This window comes from Pseudomonas sp. CBS, assembly GCF_024734645.1.
GTDB lineage: Bacteria > Pseudomonadota > Gammaproteobacteria > Pseudomonadales > Pseudomonadaceae > Aquipseudomonas.
This window is the reverse complement of record NZ_CP102929.1, coordinates 387,994-404,021: the sequence shown is the minus strand read 5'-3', so window position 1 is coordinate 404,021 and position 16,028 is coordinate 387,994. Positions and strand designations below refer to the sequence as shown.

General features: G+C 65.5%; 7 protein-coding genes. All 7 read right to left on the bottom strand.

Going from position 1 to position 16,028, the window contains the following annotated elements:
* Positions 1–10: 10 nt before the first annotated feature.
* The 7 genes from NVB75_RS01910 to NVB75_RS01880 are packed head-to-tail and all read right to left on the bottom strand — an operon-like array spanning position 11 to position 15,836.
* Entirely contained in the window at positions 11–790 is a 780-nt protein-coding gene (locus tag NVB75_RS01910; RefSeq protein WP_177070113.1) for a thioesterase II family protein, read from the bottom strand.
* On the bottom strand, positions 787–1,875 hold the full coding sequence (locus NVB75_RS01905; protein ID WP_258345662.1) for a saccharopine dehydrogenase NADP-binding domain-containing protein: 1,089 nt from the start codon (positions 1,873–1,875) through the stop codon (positions 787–789). The genes NVB75_RS01910 and NVB75_RS01905 overlap by 4 nt, the downstream gene beginning before the upstream one ends.
* Positions 1,872–7,295, bottom strand: a complete 5,424-nt coding sequence (locus NVB75_RS01900) for a non-ribosomal peptide synthetase (RefSeq protein WP_258345660.1) — start codon at positions 7,293–7,295, stop codon at positions 1,872–1,874. The genes NVB75_RS01905 and NVB75_RS01900 overlap by 4 nt, the downstream gene beginning before the upstream one ends.
* Positions 7,292–10,699 (bottom strand): amino acid adenylation domain-containing protein, encoded by a 3,408-nt coding sequence (locus tag NVB75_RS01895; protein WP_258345658.1) that lies wholly within the window; start codon positions 10,697–10,699, stop codon positions 7,292–7,294. Before NVB75_RS01895 ends, NVB75_RS01900 begins: the two co-directional genes overlap by 4 nt.
* Entirely contained in the window at positions 10,689–12,446 is a 1,758-nt protein-coding gene (locus tag NVB75_RS01890; RefSeq protein WP_258345656.1) for an ABC transporter ATP-binding protein, read from the bottom strand. The genes NVB75_RS01895 and NVB75_RS01890 overlap by 11 nt, the downstream gene beginning before the upstream one ends.
* Positions 12,443–14,191: an ABC transporter ATP-binding protein gene (locus tag NVB75_RS01885; protein WP_258345654.1), complete on the bottom strand. Its 1,749-nt coding sequence runs from the start codon at positions 14,189–14,191 to the stop codon at positions 12,443–12,445. Before NVB75_RS01885 ends, NVB75_RS01890 begins: the two co-directional genes overlap by 4 nt.
* The gene (locus NVB75_RS01880; protein WP_258345652.1) at positions 14,184–15,836 is read right to left on the bottom strand and encodes a (2,3-dihydroxybenzoyl)adenylate synthase; all 1,653 of its coding nucleotides are present in this window, start codon (positions 15,834–15,836) and stop codon (positions 14,184–14,186) included. The genes NVB75_RS01885 and NVB75_RS01880 overlap by 8 nt, the downstream gene beginning before the upstream one ends.
* Between the last annotated feature and the right edge of the window lie 192 nt (positions 15,837–16,028).

Genomic DNA, 16,028 nt, shown 5'->3' with positions numbered 1-16,028 from the left:
GATTCTCCGGTCATGGGGTCGACGGCCAGCACTGCCAGGCCGGTTCGGCAGGGCTGCCCAGCAACAGTTCCAGGTGCTCGATCAGGTCGGCCTGGCTGTCGCGCAGGTAAAAATGCCCGCCGTTGAAAGTTCGAAAGTCGGTGACCTGGCGCGTCACTTCCGACCAGGCATGGGCTTCCTCCCGATCGACTTCGCGGTCGGTGCTGCCCAGGCATACGCTCACGGGCACGTCCAGCAGCTCGCTGATATCGCCGCAGTAGTTTTCGATCAGGCGGTAATCGTTGCGCAACGCGGGCAGGTAAAGTGCCTGCATCTCGGGTTCGTCCAGGGATGATGGCGCACCACCCGACAGGCGCCTCACATCCGCCAGCAGACCGGCATCCGGGCCCTGGTGCAATTGGCTGTGACGTTGCCGGTGAGGGGCCGGATGGGCGGAGACGATCAGCCGTTGCAGGTCCTTGCCCTGGCGGTTCAGGCGCCGCGTGACCTCATAGGCCAGGGCGGCGCCCATGCTGTGGCCGAACAGCACCAGCGGCCGGTCGGACAGGTCCCACAGCGCCCGGGTAATCGTACCCGCCATCCATTCCAGGCTGCCGGGCCAGGTTTCACTCAGGCGCTCTTCGCGGCCGGGGTATTGCACGCTGACCAGTTCGATGTCGGCCGGCAACAGTGCCTGCCAACCGCTGAAAAATCCCGCGCTGCCGCCGGCGTGGGGCAGGCAGACCAATCGGCAGCGCGGCGTTTGATGCTGCGGGTAACGTCGCAGCCATGGGCTGGGGATTTTCTTCATAACACGCCCTCCTCCAGTTCAGTGGTGACGTGGATCCGGGTCTGCGGCAACCAGCGCAGCACCTGGCGCAAGCAGTCATCGGCGTCCATCACCTGGGCAGCGTAGTGCGTGCCTTCGGGCAGTTTGGCCAGTTGCAGGGCGCAGATTGCCGCCACTGTGCCGGTCAACGCCGAGCCGTCGGCGGCACGCAACCAGGCGGTGGCCTGCTGCGGTTCGCCGTGTTGCAGGCCTGCCATTTCGACTGCGAGCAACTGGTAAGGCGTGCGCCCTGCGAGGTCCAGCGCACTGGCCTGTACCAGGGCGGCAATGTTCTCTGCCGTGTGCCGCAGAGCCGGTGGCGAACCCTGAATGCGCCCGAGTGCGGCCCGCAGGTGGCCGCCGTCGAACAGGTTGTAGGCCTGGGCTTCGCGCACCCGCAAGTCAGTAAACAAGCGCTGTTGCTCAGTAGTGAGATACGGGTAGGCCGTTACAGGACCGCCCACCAGCCAGGGCCGCTCGAAGTGTTCATCGACGAGTACGGCGGACTTGATTGCACGGCCATCGCACCAGCCCATCGAGGCCTGGCCATAACCGTTGCCGAGGCTCAATAGAAAGTCCTCGGCCGCCGTTGTCGACAACCGCCCAAGTCCGACGGCATAGCAATGCACGGCATCGACGCGCTCGAACGACGCCGCAAGCACCTTGGGAAACAACCCCGACAGCCCGGGCAACATGCCGGCGGATAACACCACACGACGACCCGGCGGCAACTGAGCGGGCAGCAGCTGATGCAGCGGATCATCGCCGCCGACATCGATGTAATCGGCGCCGCTGGCCAATGCTGCCAGCGCCACCCGGTCGAGCACCTGGTAGCTGGGGCCCGCGCAATTGATCAGCAGGTCGCAGCCGCTGCAAAACGCCGCCAGGCTTTGGGCGTCCCACAGGTCCACTTCACGGATCTCGGCCTGCCCGTTCAACTCGCCGTCGTTAAAACGCTGCCCTTGCCCAGGGTCGCGACCGCCCAGGCGCAAGCGGCAATGACCCACCAGCACCCGCGCAACCTGCCGACCGACATGCCCATAGCCGCCTACAATCGCGACTCTCACGCCGCCACCTGCGCCAGCCGTTCGAACGCGCGGGCCACGGCTTCAACCTGGGGGCTCTGCATGCAGCTGAAGTGGTCGCCCGGCACGTCCACCACCTGCAATTCGCCAAGGCACAGGGCTTGCCAGTATTGGCTCATGTCGCGGTGCATGCCGGGCAGTACCTGGACTTCACCGCACTGGCGGATAAACACCATGTCACCGTCGTAAGGCGTGGCTTGATGCAAGGCGACGGCGGCCAGGCTGTGGCGCAGCACCTGCAATTGCTCGCGCAGCCAGTCCAGGTCGCTCAGTTGCGAGCCGGCGTGGCGCATCGCGTCTGCAATTGCCTGCAAGCGCTCATCTGCCGACTTGGATGCCAGGGCCCGCAGGCAGGCCAGGGCCGTGGCGCAGTCGGGCTCATCTCGCAGCGCCAGCAATGCACCTTGGGGCACGCGGCCCGGGGTTTGGCGCAGCACCTTCGCAATCGCCCGCTCCATTGCCTGTTCATCTACCGGGTAACCCAGGGTGTGCGGGTCGGCCTGCATCACGCGGGCAAACACGTACTCCGCCAGCAGGTCATCCTCGATCATGAACGGCACGCGGTAGCTGCTGATCACTGTCAGTTGCAGCACCTCGATGTCCCTCGCCGCGAGGCATGACGCCAGCTCCGTCGCCAGCAACCCGCCGAGGCAATAACCGACGATGCTCACCTGACGCCGGCCTTCGGCGTGCAAGGTGTCGGCATAACGCTCGGCCAGTTCACGAATCGCCGTAGCCGGTGCCAGAGCCAGGTAACCCGGTACATCATTGAGCACCAGTCCCTCCAGTGGTGCTTCTTCCCCGAGTGCAGCAAACAGCGCGCGATACGGTGCCAGGGTGCCGCTGCCATCATGGACAAAGATCCGCGCCGGGCCTTGCGCCTCCTCACGAATCCGCACCAGCGGCGACAGGCTCTCGCTGCCCTGCCCCCGCAGGTAATCCGCCAGGGCCGCAACGGTGGGCTGGTTGATCAACTGGCGCAGCAAATCCCCCCAGGGCACGTTACGGGCCTGGGGCAGGCTTTCCCGCAGGCGACCAACCACCTGCGCCACCAGCAATGAATCACCGCCCAACTCAAAGAAGCCCTGTTCACGGCCCACATTGGGCACCCGCAACAGGGTTTGCCAGACCTCTGCGATACTGCGCTCCAGCGCATCCAGCGGTGCAGCCCCGCTGTTGGCCTGTTGCGTGGCCTGGGCCATGCCGAGGTTGGCCAACGCCTGGCGGTCGACTTTGCCGTTGGCCGTCAGCGGCATTTCATCCAGTACCCGCCACTCGGTGGGTACCATGTAATCCGGCAGGCGCTGGCCCAGATGCGCGCGCAACGCCTCCGGCTCAAGGGTCTGGCGCTCTGCCTTGAAGCGCGTGATGAACAGGTGCTGGCCGATCTGTGACATCGCATCGTCAGCTGCCGGCATGCACAGCGGCGTCTGCGCGCCGGCTTCCTGCAACAGTTGCTGCCACTGCTCGCGGCGGATGAACGTGGTGTCCTGCTCGGCGCGGAAATCCTCGAACGCGGTCAGGCCCTCCTTGAACTCCATGGACGCCATGATCTGGTAGGTGTCGCGGGTGGCTTCGATAAAGATCAGCCAGCCGCCGGGGGCGAGCATTTCCCGCAGCCGGGCGAGTACCTGGCTGGCATGCCGCGAGTTGTGCAGCACGTTGGCACACAGAATCACATCCAGGGAGTTGGCGGCGATGCCTTGGGCCCAGTGGTCGAGGTTCAGGTCAAACAGCCCGTAGCTGACCCACGGAAACTCGACGAAATGCTCCCGCGCTTCGTTGAGGAAAAACTGCGACAGGTCGGTGAACTGGTAGTCCACCGCCAAGCCGTCCAGGGCTGGAATCAGGTCGGCACTGGTGCCGCCCACGCCTGCGCCGATTTCCAGCAACTGCAGACGCCGGCCCGCCGGTTGCAGTGCGGCGATTTCCTGCACCGCCGCACACACCGCCTGGTTCAGGTACTGGCTGATCAGGTTCTTGCGATAGGCGCCTTCGGCGGTGTCGGTACGGCCTTCGGGAAACAGCAAGTGCAACGGGTCGAGCCGGTCGCTCATCAGGGCAGGCAATTGCTCCTGGCTTTCCCGCAGGTAGCGCAGCACTTCACCGCCCCAGCCCACACTCGGTTCCAGCGCCTCGATGCGCTGCCACAGCTGACGGTATTCAGCACCCGAGACCCGCAGTGACGAATAGGCGCCGGTGCCTGGGTTGCGGTCTACCAGTTGTTCGCGATGCAGCGCTTGCAGCCAGCGGCGGATCAACCGTTCGTTGCGTGGCGCCACTTCGCACAGGCTCATGATCTGGGCCAGGTCGTGCTCGACGCCCGGTTGATCAAACAGCCCCGGGCGTTGCAGGGCCAGGCCCATGGAGAGCAACGCGGCACGCTCGACGCAATCGGACATCTGCGTAATCAGCGCTTCCGTCAGTTGGCCTTTCACGCCGTTGGCCGCCGCCAAGGCGTTGGGTGCCAACCGGGCCGGCCAAGGCAGTGGAGTATCACGCAAAGTCCCGCGCACGCAGGCCTGCAAACGCCGCTCGAACGCGCCCTCGCCCGCAGCGACCACCACGGCCGATTCGACATGAGGATGACTGAGCAAGGCACTTTCGACTTCCGCCAACTCGATGCGATGCCCGCGAACCTTGACCTGGAAATCCTCACGGCCAAGGAACTCAATCAACCCGCTTTCAAGGTAGCGCCCCAGGTCGCCGGTGCGGTACAGCCGCTCGCCGCTGTGGGCATGCTCGATAAAACGCTCGGCGGTTTTCTCCGCGTCCCCCAGGTACCCCATCGCCAACCCCGTGCCGGCGATGAACAGCTCACCGGCAACGCCTTGCGGGCGATCGCGGCCTTGTTCGTCGAGCACCATGAAGCGTTGATTGGCCAGCGGCGCGCCGTAGGGAATGCTGCGCCATTGTGCGTCCACCTCGGTGATTGGATAGGCAATCGACCAGATCGCCGCTTCTGTGGCGCCGCCCAGGCTGATCAGTTGCAGCTCAGGCAACAACGCAGCGATTTCGGCGGGCAGGTTCAGCGGGATCCAGTCGCCGGACAGCAAGGCCAGGCGCAGGCTCTGAGGTGCCGCGGCCGGCACGGCTTGCAGGTAATGGGCAAGCATCTGCAACTGCGCGGGCACCGAGTTCCACAGGGTCACACCGTGCTCGCGGGCGCATTCGGCCCAGTGGGACGGGTCGGCGCGGCGTCCGGCGTCGGGCAACACCAGGGCGCCACCTACGGCCAGCAGGCCGAAGATGTCGTACACCGAGAGGTCGAAGCCCAGGCTGGCCAAGGCGAGTACCCGGTCTTCGGCGCCGATGGCGAAGCGCTGATTGATATCCACCACCGTGTTGAGGGCCGCCTGGTGACTGATCATCACACCCTTCGGAATCCCGGTGGAGCCGGAGGTGTAGATCACGTAGGCAAGTTGTTGCGGTGTCACCTGCGGCGCCGGCAGTTCACGTCCGGCACTGGCTGCGGCCTGATCAACGAGTATGCACTGGGTCACCTGGGCGGGCCAGGCCAGGTCCTCGCTCAACCACGACTGGCTGAGCACCCGGCTGACCTCGGCGTTCTCAAGAATCAACGCGCGCCGCGCCATCGGCTGATTAGTGTCCAGCGGCAGGTACGCCGCGCCGGCCCGCAAGATCCCGAGCACACCGACCACCTGGTCGATGCCTTTTTCCATGCACACCGCGACCCGCTCGCCGGGCTGACAACCGCCATCCAGTAACTGCTCGGCAATCGCCTCGGCGCGGGCGGCAAGTTGCGCGTAAGTGAGCTGTCGCGCCCCCTGGATCAGGGCGACACGTTGGGGTTGCGCCCGGGCCTGGCGAAAGAACGGTTCATGCAGTAAGCCTGGGGGAATCGGCTGCGCCGTCTGGTTGATCAACTCCCGCACCAGTCGCTGGGGTGCCGGCAGTTCAAGGCAATCGTCCAGGGTCCAGGCCGAAGGCTCCCGCGCCAAGCGCTTGAGCAGACGTTCGAAGGTGTCGAACATCGCTTCCAGCATGGCCTCGTTGAACACGCCCTGGCGAATGTCCCAATTGATGAACAGGCCGTTGTCGCGCTCGCTGACCTGGCAATCAATCAACACTTGCGGGGTCTGGCTGATGCCGTGCACCAGTTCTGCGCCGGGCATAAATGCCCCGCCGCCACTTTCGCCACCGGCGCCCAGGGTGCTGGTGAAGGCATAGGGCATCAAGGCCGCATCACGGCCTTTGCGCCGCGCCAGTTCGCGCAGTACTTCAATGCCGGAACACAGGCGGTGGTCCATGTCTTGCCACAGTCGCTCCTGCAACTGCTGGCTGCGTTCACCAAAGCTGCCGCCTTGCAGGGTCTGGACTTCCAGCAATTCCACCGAGCTGAAATCCCCCACCAGCCGATCGACCTGCGGGTGCAGCGACAGGCGATTGAGCAAGGTCAGGCTCAAGCAGAAATGCCCCTTGCGGCTCCAGCGTCCCAGGGTTTCGGCATAGCAGGAAAGAATCGCCGCCGACACACCCACGCCGGCCGCCGCTGCATTCAGGCGCAGGGCGTTGAAATCCCGGGCCTCCAGGTTCAGGGCGCGGCGCTCGAAACGCGGTCCGCTGGGAGCGCCCTGCATGGGCAATTCCGGAGCACCGGGCAGGCTGTCGACCCGCGCCCACCAGTACTGGCGGTCACGCTGGTAACGCGGCTGTTCCCGCAACCGGCGCTCGCCCAGTACGTAGTCGCGAAAACTGATGGGCGCCGCCGACGGCAAGGCTTCGCCACGGTAGACCTGCTGCAACTCGGCCAACAGCATGCGCACGCTCTGATAGTCGCACACCAGCAGATCCACTGAGAGATGCAGGCGCGCATGTTCACGGCCCTGGCTGACGCACAACTCGATCAGCGGCCACTGCTGGGGCGAGGCCTGGCGAATTTCCATGCGTTCGCGCAGAGCGGCCAGTGCACGGCCGCCGTCTTCGCGAAGGTCATGCCGGGCGATCAGGTAATGCGGCACCTGGGGCAGGATTTGTTGGTAGCCGTCTTCCTGCACCACCGCCCGCAGCATGTCGTGACGCGCAATCAGATGGTTCCATGCCTGCTCCAGGCGCGCCGGGTCCAGTTCCCTGAGTTCAAATTCCAGGTAACCGTGGCACGCCACCCCGCCGTAGCTGAATGCCTGGGTGCGGCCCATCAGGTAAGCGGCCTGCACGTCGGTCAGCGGAAATGGTTCGCTGCGGGCGGCCAGGTCGGCCGAGACGGTGGGCATCACCGGTTCCATCAATTGCTGCAACAACGCGTCCTTGTGTTCGCGCAATTGTTGCAGGCGGCCTTCATCCATCACCCCGGCGGGCGCCCGGTAGCGCAGGCGGCCCTGCTCTTCCCAGAGTTCCACACCCAGTGCTTCGAGGTCCTGTTGCAGTTGCTGCAGTGTCATAGCGCACCCTCCACCATTGCGTTCCGGTTGACGTGGTCCTGTTCCCGTCGGGCGACAAGCCATTGGGCCTGGCGGGCGACGGTGGCCGCGTTGAAAAAGTCCTTCAGCGACAGTTCGACGTCGAACTGTCGGGCGATACGTTCGATCAGGCGAGCGGCCAACAGACTGTTGCCGCCGAGGGCGAAGAAGCCCTGGTTGCGTCCCACCAGGGGAATGTCGAGCAATTCGCGCCAGAGCCCGGCCAACAGTTGTTCGGCTTCGCCTTGAGGCGCGTCTTCATGCTCGGGTCTGGCGCCCTGGCGTTGCTCCTGCACCAGCCACAGCAGTGCGGCGCGGTCGACCTTGCCGTTGGCGCTCAGGGGCAGTTCGGTGAGGTTCAGCCAGTGGTCCGGCAACATGTGTTCCGGCAACCATTGGCAGAGCCACTGGCGCATGGCTTCGGCATCCGGCAGCGCGTCGCCCATCAGGGTTGCTGCCAACTGCGGGTTGGCCCCGGGCAACACCAGGGTGACGGCACGACTGACCGCCGGATGGCGTTCCAGGGCCACGTCGATCTCACTGAGTTCGATGCGGAAGCCACGGACCTTGACCTGCTGGTCCATACGCCCGAGAAATTCAAGGCTGCCGTCGGGCCAATAACGGCCCTGATCGCCGGTGCGGTACCAGCGTTGCCCGGCGTGCTCGACGAAGCGTTGGGCGCTGAGACGCGTCAGGCCACGATAGCCCTGGGCAACCCCGGCGCCGCCGATCCACAACTCCCCCGCCACCCAGTCCGGGCAATCGCGGCCCTGGCTGTCGACGACTCGAAAGCTTTGGTTATCCAGGGGTTTGCCGTAGGGAATCGAGCGCCAGTGAGCCGGCACTTCGTCGACGTCCTGGACGTTGGACCAGATGGCCGCTTCAGTGGCGCCGCCGAGAGCGGCGAACCGGGCGCTTTCGCCGGCTGCCAATCGCAGGCGGCGTGGCAGGTCCAGCCCGACCCAGTCACCCGAGACCATCGCCAGGCGTAATCCGCTCAGGGCATTCGGCTCACGCGCCTTGAGGGTCAGCATGTCGAGCAACGCCGGTACCGAGTTCCACAGGGTCACGCGCTGCTGGCGGATCAGCCGCAACCATTCAGACGGCTCCTTGCGCCGCGCATCCGCTGGCAGCACCACGGCGCCTCCGACACTCAGCAAGCCAAACAGGTCGTACACCGACAGGTCGAAATCGAGGGCGGAAACCCCGAGCACACGGTCATCCGCGCCCACCTGATAACGCCGGTTGATCGCGGCGACGGTGTTCAGCGCCGCCTGGTGGGAAACCTCGACGCCCTTGGGTTCGCCGGTAGTGCCAGAGGTAAAAATCACATAGGCCAGTGCGTCCGGCGCCACCTCGATCGGTTGTTTCAGGGCCCTGGCCGAACGCGCCTGGGCCAGGTCCACCACTTGCAAGTCCGCCAGCCATACACCGCGATCACGGTGGGCCGTATCGGTGATCACCACCTTGGCTCCGGCGCGTTGATAGATCATGTCGCGACGGGCTGCCGGCTGTTCGATACCCACCGGCACGTACACCGCGCCCGCCGCCAATATGCCGAGCACCGCAACGATTTGCGCCTGGCCTTTGGGCAAGGTGATCGCCACCGCATCACCCGGTTCAATCCCCCACTGGCACAGGGCACCTGCCACTTGCAGGGCCTGGGCCGCCAGCTCGGCGTAACTCAACTCAGCGTCCTCGGTGATCAATGCCACCCGCTGCGGGTGCACCTGCGCCTGTTGGAAAAAGCCATCTTGCAGCAAGCCTTTGTCATAGGCCCAGGGCGTGTGGTTGACCGCTGCACGGACCTCTTGCTGGCCTTGGGGCAACGGCAGCGGCGCGGGTTGGCGCCAGTCACCGGTACACAGCCACGCCAGCAGGTCGCCATAGGCGGTGAACATTTCGTCCAGCAAGCCTTCGGGGAACAGCGCATCTACCCCGTCCCAGTTGAGCAACAGGCCATCGGGCAGCGGATAGCTCTGGTGGTCAAGCCACACTTGGGGCGTTTGCGACAAGGCCCAGCCCGGTTCGCCCAGGTGCTGCCGGCAAGTGGCGTCGACAAACGCTTCGCCAAGGTTGCAGGCAAACACTACGGGGGCGCCCCCTTGCCGGGTGCGGGACAACTCACGCAGCACTTCCACACCAGGCCAGGCGCTGTGGGCGATGTCGCGGTGCAGTTGGCGTTGCAGGGCTTGCGCCTGCTGCGCGAAAGAACCCGCCTGGCGCTGGTCGATCTCCAGCAGCACCAGGTTGGAAAAATCCGCCAGCAGATGCGGGACGCAGGGGTGCAGCTCCTGGCGGTTGAACAGCGGCACGTTCAACAGGAAATGCTGGCTGGCGCTCCAGCGGCCCAGCACTTGGGTATAGGCGCAGCACAGCACGCTGGCCAGGGTCAGGCCGTGTTGGCGGGCCTGGTCTTCCAGGGCTCGCAACTGCGCGCGGCCGAGGCGCATCGCCAGGCGACGAAAACGCGGCGGGCCGAGGGATTGCGGCTCGTGTGCCAAGGGGAGTTGCGGGCCGTCGGGCAGGTCATCCAGGCGTTGCAGCCAGTAGTCCCGCGCGCCGGCATCGCTGGTTCGGGTGGCGCCGAGGTAGTGGGCAAAATCCCATTCCAGACGTGGCAGCTGCGCCTCTTGCCCGCTGTAGATCAGCGCCAGATCCCGCAGCAGTACGCTGATACTCAGGACGTCCGCCACCAGCAAATCGATGTTCAGGTGCACCCGGCTGCGGCCGTCGGGCAAGCGGCTGAGTTGCACATCAAACACCTCGCCCTGGCGCACATCCAGGCAGCGGTGGGCCAGGCGCTCACGCAAGGCCAACTCATCCGGCCGTTCATGCACGGTCAACCCAGGCCACGGGCTGGTCGGCAGCACGCGCTGGCAAGTGGCGTTCGGGAAACAGGCGCGCAGCATGGGATGGCGGTGAGTCAGGCGCATCACCGCGCTTTCCAGGCGTTGAGCGTCGACCTGATACCCGTCCAGCTCCTGATACAGGTGACAGCCAACGCCCCCCAGCGGCATGGCCGGGTCGCGACCAAACCAATAAGCCTGCTGCAACGGTGTGAGGGCGAAATCGTTGTCGGCGGCGACGGGCTTGAGGTGCGTCGCCTGCCCGCGACGGCGGTCGATCAGCAACCACCAGGCCTCAAGGGTCGGCTGCTCAATCAGTTCGGCAAAGCTCACCTGCACACCTTCGCGGGCGAGCAAGGCCGGCAGGCGCATCATGCTCACCGAGTCCAGGCCCTGCTCGATCAGCGAGGCATCGGGCTCCAGGTCCTGGGGGGCATAGTCGAGCAACTGCGCGACACCGGCGCACAGCGCCTCGGGGCTGTGTGCGAGGCCGCCGGGTGCAGGATGAACGCATGCCAGTGATGGGTTATCGGTCATGGGGGACGGTCCTTTGGGGAACGGTAGGGTCTGGGCGCAAGCGCCAGCGATTGATCGCTTCGCGCTCGTGGAACAACTCGCGGTAACGGCCGGGCGTGGCCATCAACGCGTCATGGCGGCCGACCTGGGCCAACTGGCCGTGGTCGAGTAGCAGAATCTGGTCGGCCTGGGGCGCCAAGGTCGGTTTGTGGGTGACCAGCACCACCGTGTGCCGGCGGGCCAGTTGCAACAGGGTCCGATTGACCCGCGCCTCGCTGATGGCATCGAGGGCGGCGGTCGGCTCGTCCAGCAGGATCAGCGACGCGTCCTTGAGCAACACCCGCGACAACGCCAGGCATTGGCGCTCACCGCCGGACAGGCTGACGCCCTGCTCGCCCAGCACGGTGTGCCAGCCCTGGGGCAGGCGTTCGGCGAGGCGGTCGAGGCCGGTGGCGCGGGCGGCGTGCTGCCATTGCTCTTCGCTGGCGTCGGGGCGGCCCAGCAGCAGGTTGTCCAACAGGCTGCCCGGTAACGGCGGGCTGTCCTGGAACATCAAGGCGACCTGGGAATCTCGGGCCAGGGCCGACAGTTGCCGCAGGTCGACACCGCCGAGGTGAATCGCGCCACTGCTTACATCGCTGAAGCGCGCCAGCAGGCGCAACAGGCTGGACTTGCCGGAGCCGGACGCCCCCACCACCAGGTTCAGCGAACGCTCCTGCAACGTGAAGTCGATGCATTGCAAGATCGCCTGGCCCTGGCGGACCAGTCCTACGTCCCGCACTTGCACGTCGTAACCCAGGGCAGGTTGGGGTTCGAGAGGCTCAGGCAACCCCGGCATCTGCAGCAGGTGGCGCAGGCGATTCAAGGCGTGGCGGGTCTGGCGCAGCGTGGTGCCGAGGTTGACCAGCGCGCCCATTGGCTCCACCAGGCAGGTGGCGAGAATCGCCAGCGCCAGGAACTTCGCCGCATCGAGGGTGCCACCCAACACGGCATACAGGCCGCATAACAGGATGGCGCTGTAGCCGGCCTGCAACACCACCGCCAAACCCAGCGCGGCGGGAAAAGTGCGCCAGTGGGCGTGACGCTGTGCCTGTTGCTGCTGGGCCAGGGCCTCGGTGAGCAGGTCGAAGCCTTGCTCGGTGCGCCCGCTGGAGCGCAGCAACGGTTGCTGGCGCAGAAACTCCATCACCCGGGCCGCCGCTTCATTGGCTGCGGCTTCGCTCAGTGCTTCAGCTTGCCCGCCCCAGCGCACGCCCCAGTGGTACACCAGCACCAGCAACGGCAACGCGGCCAGTGCCGCCAACGCCATGGAGCGGTCGTAGAAAAACAGCGCCAGCAGGAGTGCCAAAGGCGTCAACAGCGCATTGGCCATTGGCTGCAAAAGGTGCGCCGGGGTGCTCATGATTTGCAGCACGGTGTGAGTCACCAGGCGATTCAGTTCAGCGCTGCGCCGCTCCACAAACCATTCAAGCGGCAGTTGCACCAGCTTGTCACCAATGCGTCGGTTCAACGCCTGGGCTGCTTCGGCACCGGCGCGATAGCCCGCCAGCTGGGCATACCGGCGCAGCCAGAGGCACAACAAGGCCATGCCGGTGAAACCGATGGCCCAGGCCCAAGGGGTGGTGTTGCCGAACCACTGGGCAAAGGCCATCGGCAACAACGCCAACGCTGCGCCCTGGGCCAACGCACTCAACGCCATCGCCATCAGCGCACGCCGCAACAAGCCGGCTTCACGGGGTTGCAGGCTGCGTAACAGCGCGCGAATCATGCCCGTGCCCTCTTCAGTGCGGCCGCCGAAAACTGCTCAGCGGCCCACAGCCCGGCGTAAGTGCCCTGCTGGTCCAGCAAGCCGTGATGCGTACCGCGCTCGACAATCCGCCCGCCTTGCAGCACCACGATCTGGTCGGCGTCCTGGATGCTGCTCAAGCGGTGGGCGATTACCAGCACCGTGCGGCCACGGGCCAGGCGAGACAGCGCCTGCTGGATCGCGGCTTCGGATTCAGGATCACTGGCGGCGGTGGCTTCATCGAGAATCAGGATCGGCGCTTCACTGAGCATCGCCCGGGCAATGCCCAGGCGTTGCACTTCACCGCCGGACAGTTGCACGCCGGCTCCGAGGACGGTGTGATACCCCTGGGGCAGCGCGAGGATGCGCTGGTGAATCTGCGCGGCCCGGGCGGCGGCTTCCACCTCGATTTGCGTGGCGTCGGGGCGCGCCAGGCGCAGGTTGTTGAGCACGCTGGTGCGCAGCAGGCGCACATCCTGGAACACAAAGGCGACCTGGCGATACAAGGTGGCGCTGTGCATGTCCCGCAGGTCGACGCCGCCGATGCGGATCGCCCCGGCACTCACATCGGCAAAGCGCGCAAGCAAGGTGGCCAGGGTGGACTTGCCGGCACCTGAATCCCCCACCAAGGCAGTGAGCGTGCCGGGCGGTAGATCGAGGTCAATGCCATGCAGCACCTGCGTGCCGTCGGGGTAGCGAAAGTCCACGCCTTCAAAGCTCACCTGGCGGCCTTTGGGCTCGCGGGATTCGCGAGGTTGCGGCAACGTCGCGCTGTTGAGCACGGTGGCGATACGGCTGGCGGCCATGCGGCCCTGCACCAGTGCATCCGCACCATGCCCGACGGCCGCGACCGGCGCTGCCAGGGCTGGCCCCAGCAGCAGGAACGGCAGCAGTTGCACCGGCATCAGCCAACCGCCAGCCACCAGCGACGAACCGCCCAACAGCACCAGGGCCAGCACCAGCAACGGCGAAAGCAGCACCTCGACACTCGCCCCAAGCCCGGCCCAGCGTTGGGCCCAGCAGGAAAAGAAACTGGCGAAACGTTCCACCGCACCGAAGAACTTTGACTGCACCCGATCGGCCCGGCCGAATGACTTGACCATGGCGATGCTCTGCACAAACTGCTGGGTGGCCAGGGACAGGTTGCCCAGCGCGGCGCCCAGTGCCTTCTGGTCATCCCGATAAGCCTGGGAGCGCAAGGCTCGCAGTCGCCACAGCGCCAGCGCTGGAGGCAGCAGCACCACAACGGTCATCGGCACACTCACCGTCAGCAGGTACAACAGGCACGCCAGGGGCGCCACCAATGCGGCGGCGAGGTTGTTTGGCAAGTGCGCCACCAGTTGATGCAGCGCACCTACGTCGTCGAGCAAAACACGGTCGACTTTTTGCCCACCACGGGCGCTGAACCAAGCCAGCGGAACCCGCGCCAAATGCGCGGCCAGCCGTTGGCGAACCTGGCGTTGCAGGTCGCTGTCGGCCAGGTGGGTCATCTGCAAGGCGGCAGCCAGCCCGAGCATGCGCAACAGCAAAGCGCCGGCACCGGCCAACAACCACCAGAGCCCATCGTGCAGATCGAGCTTTCCGTCCAGCAACAACGGCGCCAGCTCCGCCACCGCGATCAACGGCAGCAGGCCGATCAGGGTCGCCAGGGCTTGCAGCAGCATGGCGCCGATCAACCGGCCACGTACAGGCGCGAGCAGTTCACGCAGCGAGTCTTGATCAGCCACGGGCGGCGCTTCCCTCAGGTTGTTTTGCCCCGAAATACAGCTGCTGGATAGCCTCCCGCAGGTGCTTGCGGCTGACCTTGCCCACGCCGGTTTGCGGGAAACCGGGGATAAATTCGAAGCGGTCCGGCAGCTTGAAGGCCGCCAACCCTTGCTCACGCAGATGGCGCAGCAGTTCCGGCGGGCGCGGTGCCGTGCCACGGGGAATCACGAAGGCGCAGGTGCGTTCGCCGAGGTAGGCGTCCGGCATCGCCACCAAGGCCACATCGGCGACGGCAGGATGGCTGAGCAGGAGGTTTTCGACTTCTTCGGCGGCAATTTTTTCGCCGCCGCGGTTGATCACGTCCTTGTCGCGACCTTCGACCATCAGGTAGCCGTCGTCGGTGAGCATTACCCGGTCGCCGGTGCGGTAGAAACCGTCAGTGGTAAACGCCTGGGCGTTGTGCGCAGGGTGGCGGTAGTAACCGCGAATCGTGTACGGACCACGGGTCAGCAACTGGCCAACCTGGCCCTGCGGCACGTCCTGTTCGTTGTCGTCCACCACCCGGATTTCGTCGGCCGGGGACATGGGTTTGCCCTGGGTATGCAGGACTCGTTGCGGCGGGTCGTTGGGGTCGGTATAGCAAATCAGCCCCTCGGCCATGCCGAACACTTGCTGCAAGCGGCAGCCGAGGGTGGGTTCCACGCGGCGGGCAGCCTCGAAGCTCAGTTTGGCGCCGCCGACTTGCAGCAGTTGCAAGCCTGGCAGGCCCTGCCCGCGCGCCTGGGCGGCATCCAGCCAGACCAGCACCAGTGGCGGCACCAGCGCGGTATGGGTCACGCGTTCATGCTCGATCAGGGCGAAGCAGGTTTCGGCGCTTGGCGAGCCGCTCAGCACCACACGGCCGCCCATCAGCAAGGTGCCCATGAACCCCGGGCAGCACATGGGAAAGTTATGGGCCATGGGCAGCGCGGCGAGGTACACCGTGGCGTCGGTCAGGCCGCAACGTTCGGCGCTGGTCCGCACGTTGTAGAGGTATTCATTGTGGCGACGCGGGATCAGTTTCGGCACGCCGGTGGAGCCACCGGACAACTGGAAACACGCGACGGCATCCGCGGGCGGCGCAGAAAAGGTTGGCTGCGGATCGTCCAGATAAAGGTCTTCGAGCGCGATGAATTCTTCAGCCTCACCGGCCACGATCACCCACGCAAGGTCGCCATGGGCCGCCTTCAAGCCACGGGCCATGCCCCGATAATCAAAACCTGCCGTGACGTCAGCGCAGAGGTATGCCCTGGCCTGGGCAAACTCGCAGAAGCGGCCGATTTCCAGGTGACGATGGGCCGGTAACGCAAAGATTGGCCGTACGCCGAGGCGATACAGGGCGAAGCACACTTCGACAAAACCCACGCAGTTCGGCAGTTGCACCACCACGTTGTCCCCTGCCACCAACCCCAGCCGGGAGAACCCGCCGGCCAGTTGATCGACCCGTTGATCCAGTTGGCGATAGCTCACCCGCAGCGTTCCATCGGTGATCGCTTCACGCTCGCCAAAGGTGCGGGCGGCGTTGCGCAGCAGGTCGCCAAAGGTCTCGTCGCGCCAATAGCCTGCGTCGCGGTAGCGTTGGGCAAACGCTTCGGGCCAATCGGGGCAGTCGTCAATGAAAGTCATGGGGTCTCCAGAGTTTTTTTCGGCAATAAGGGGCCGATGCCGTGAACAAAAGGCCTGCGGGGCAAGGGTGAAAAGGGCTAGGGAGAATGGGTCATTGAGCGGTTCATCCATGAGTCGCCAAGGGCTGCGGAAATGAGAGTGATTATTAATAGGCAAAAGCCGCAGCACGGCAACCGGCAGGACATTCGTTTG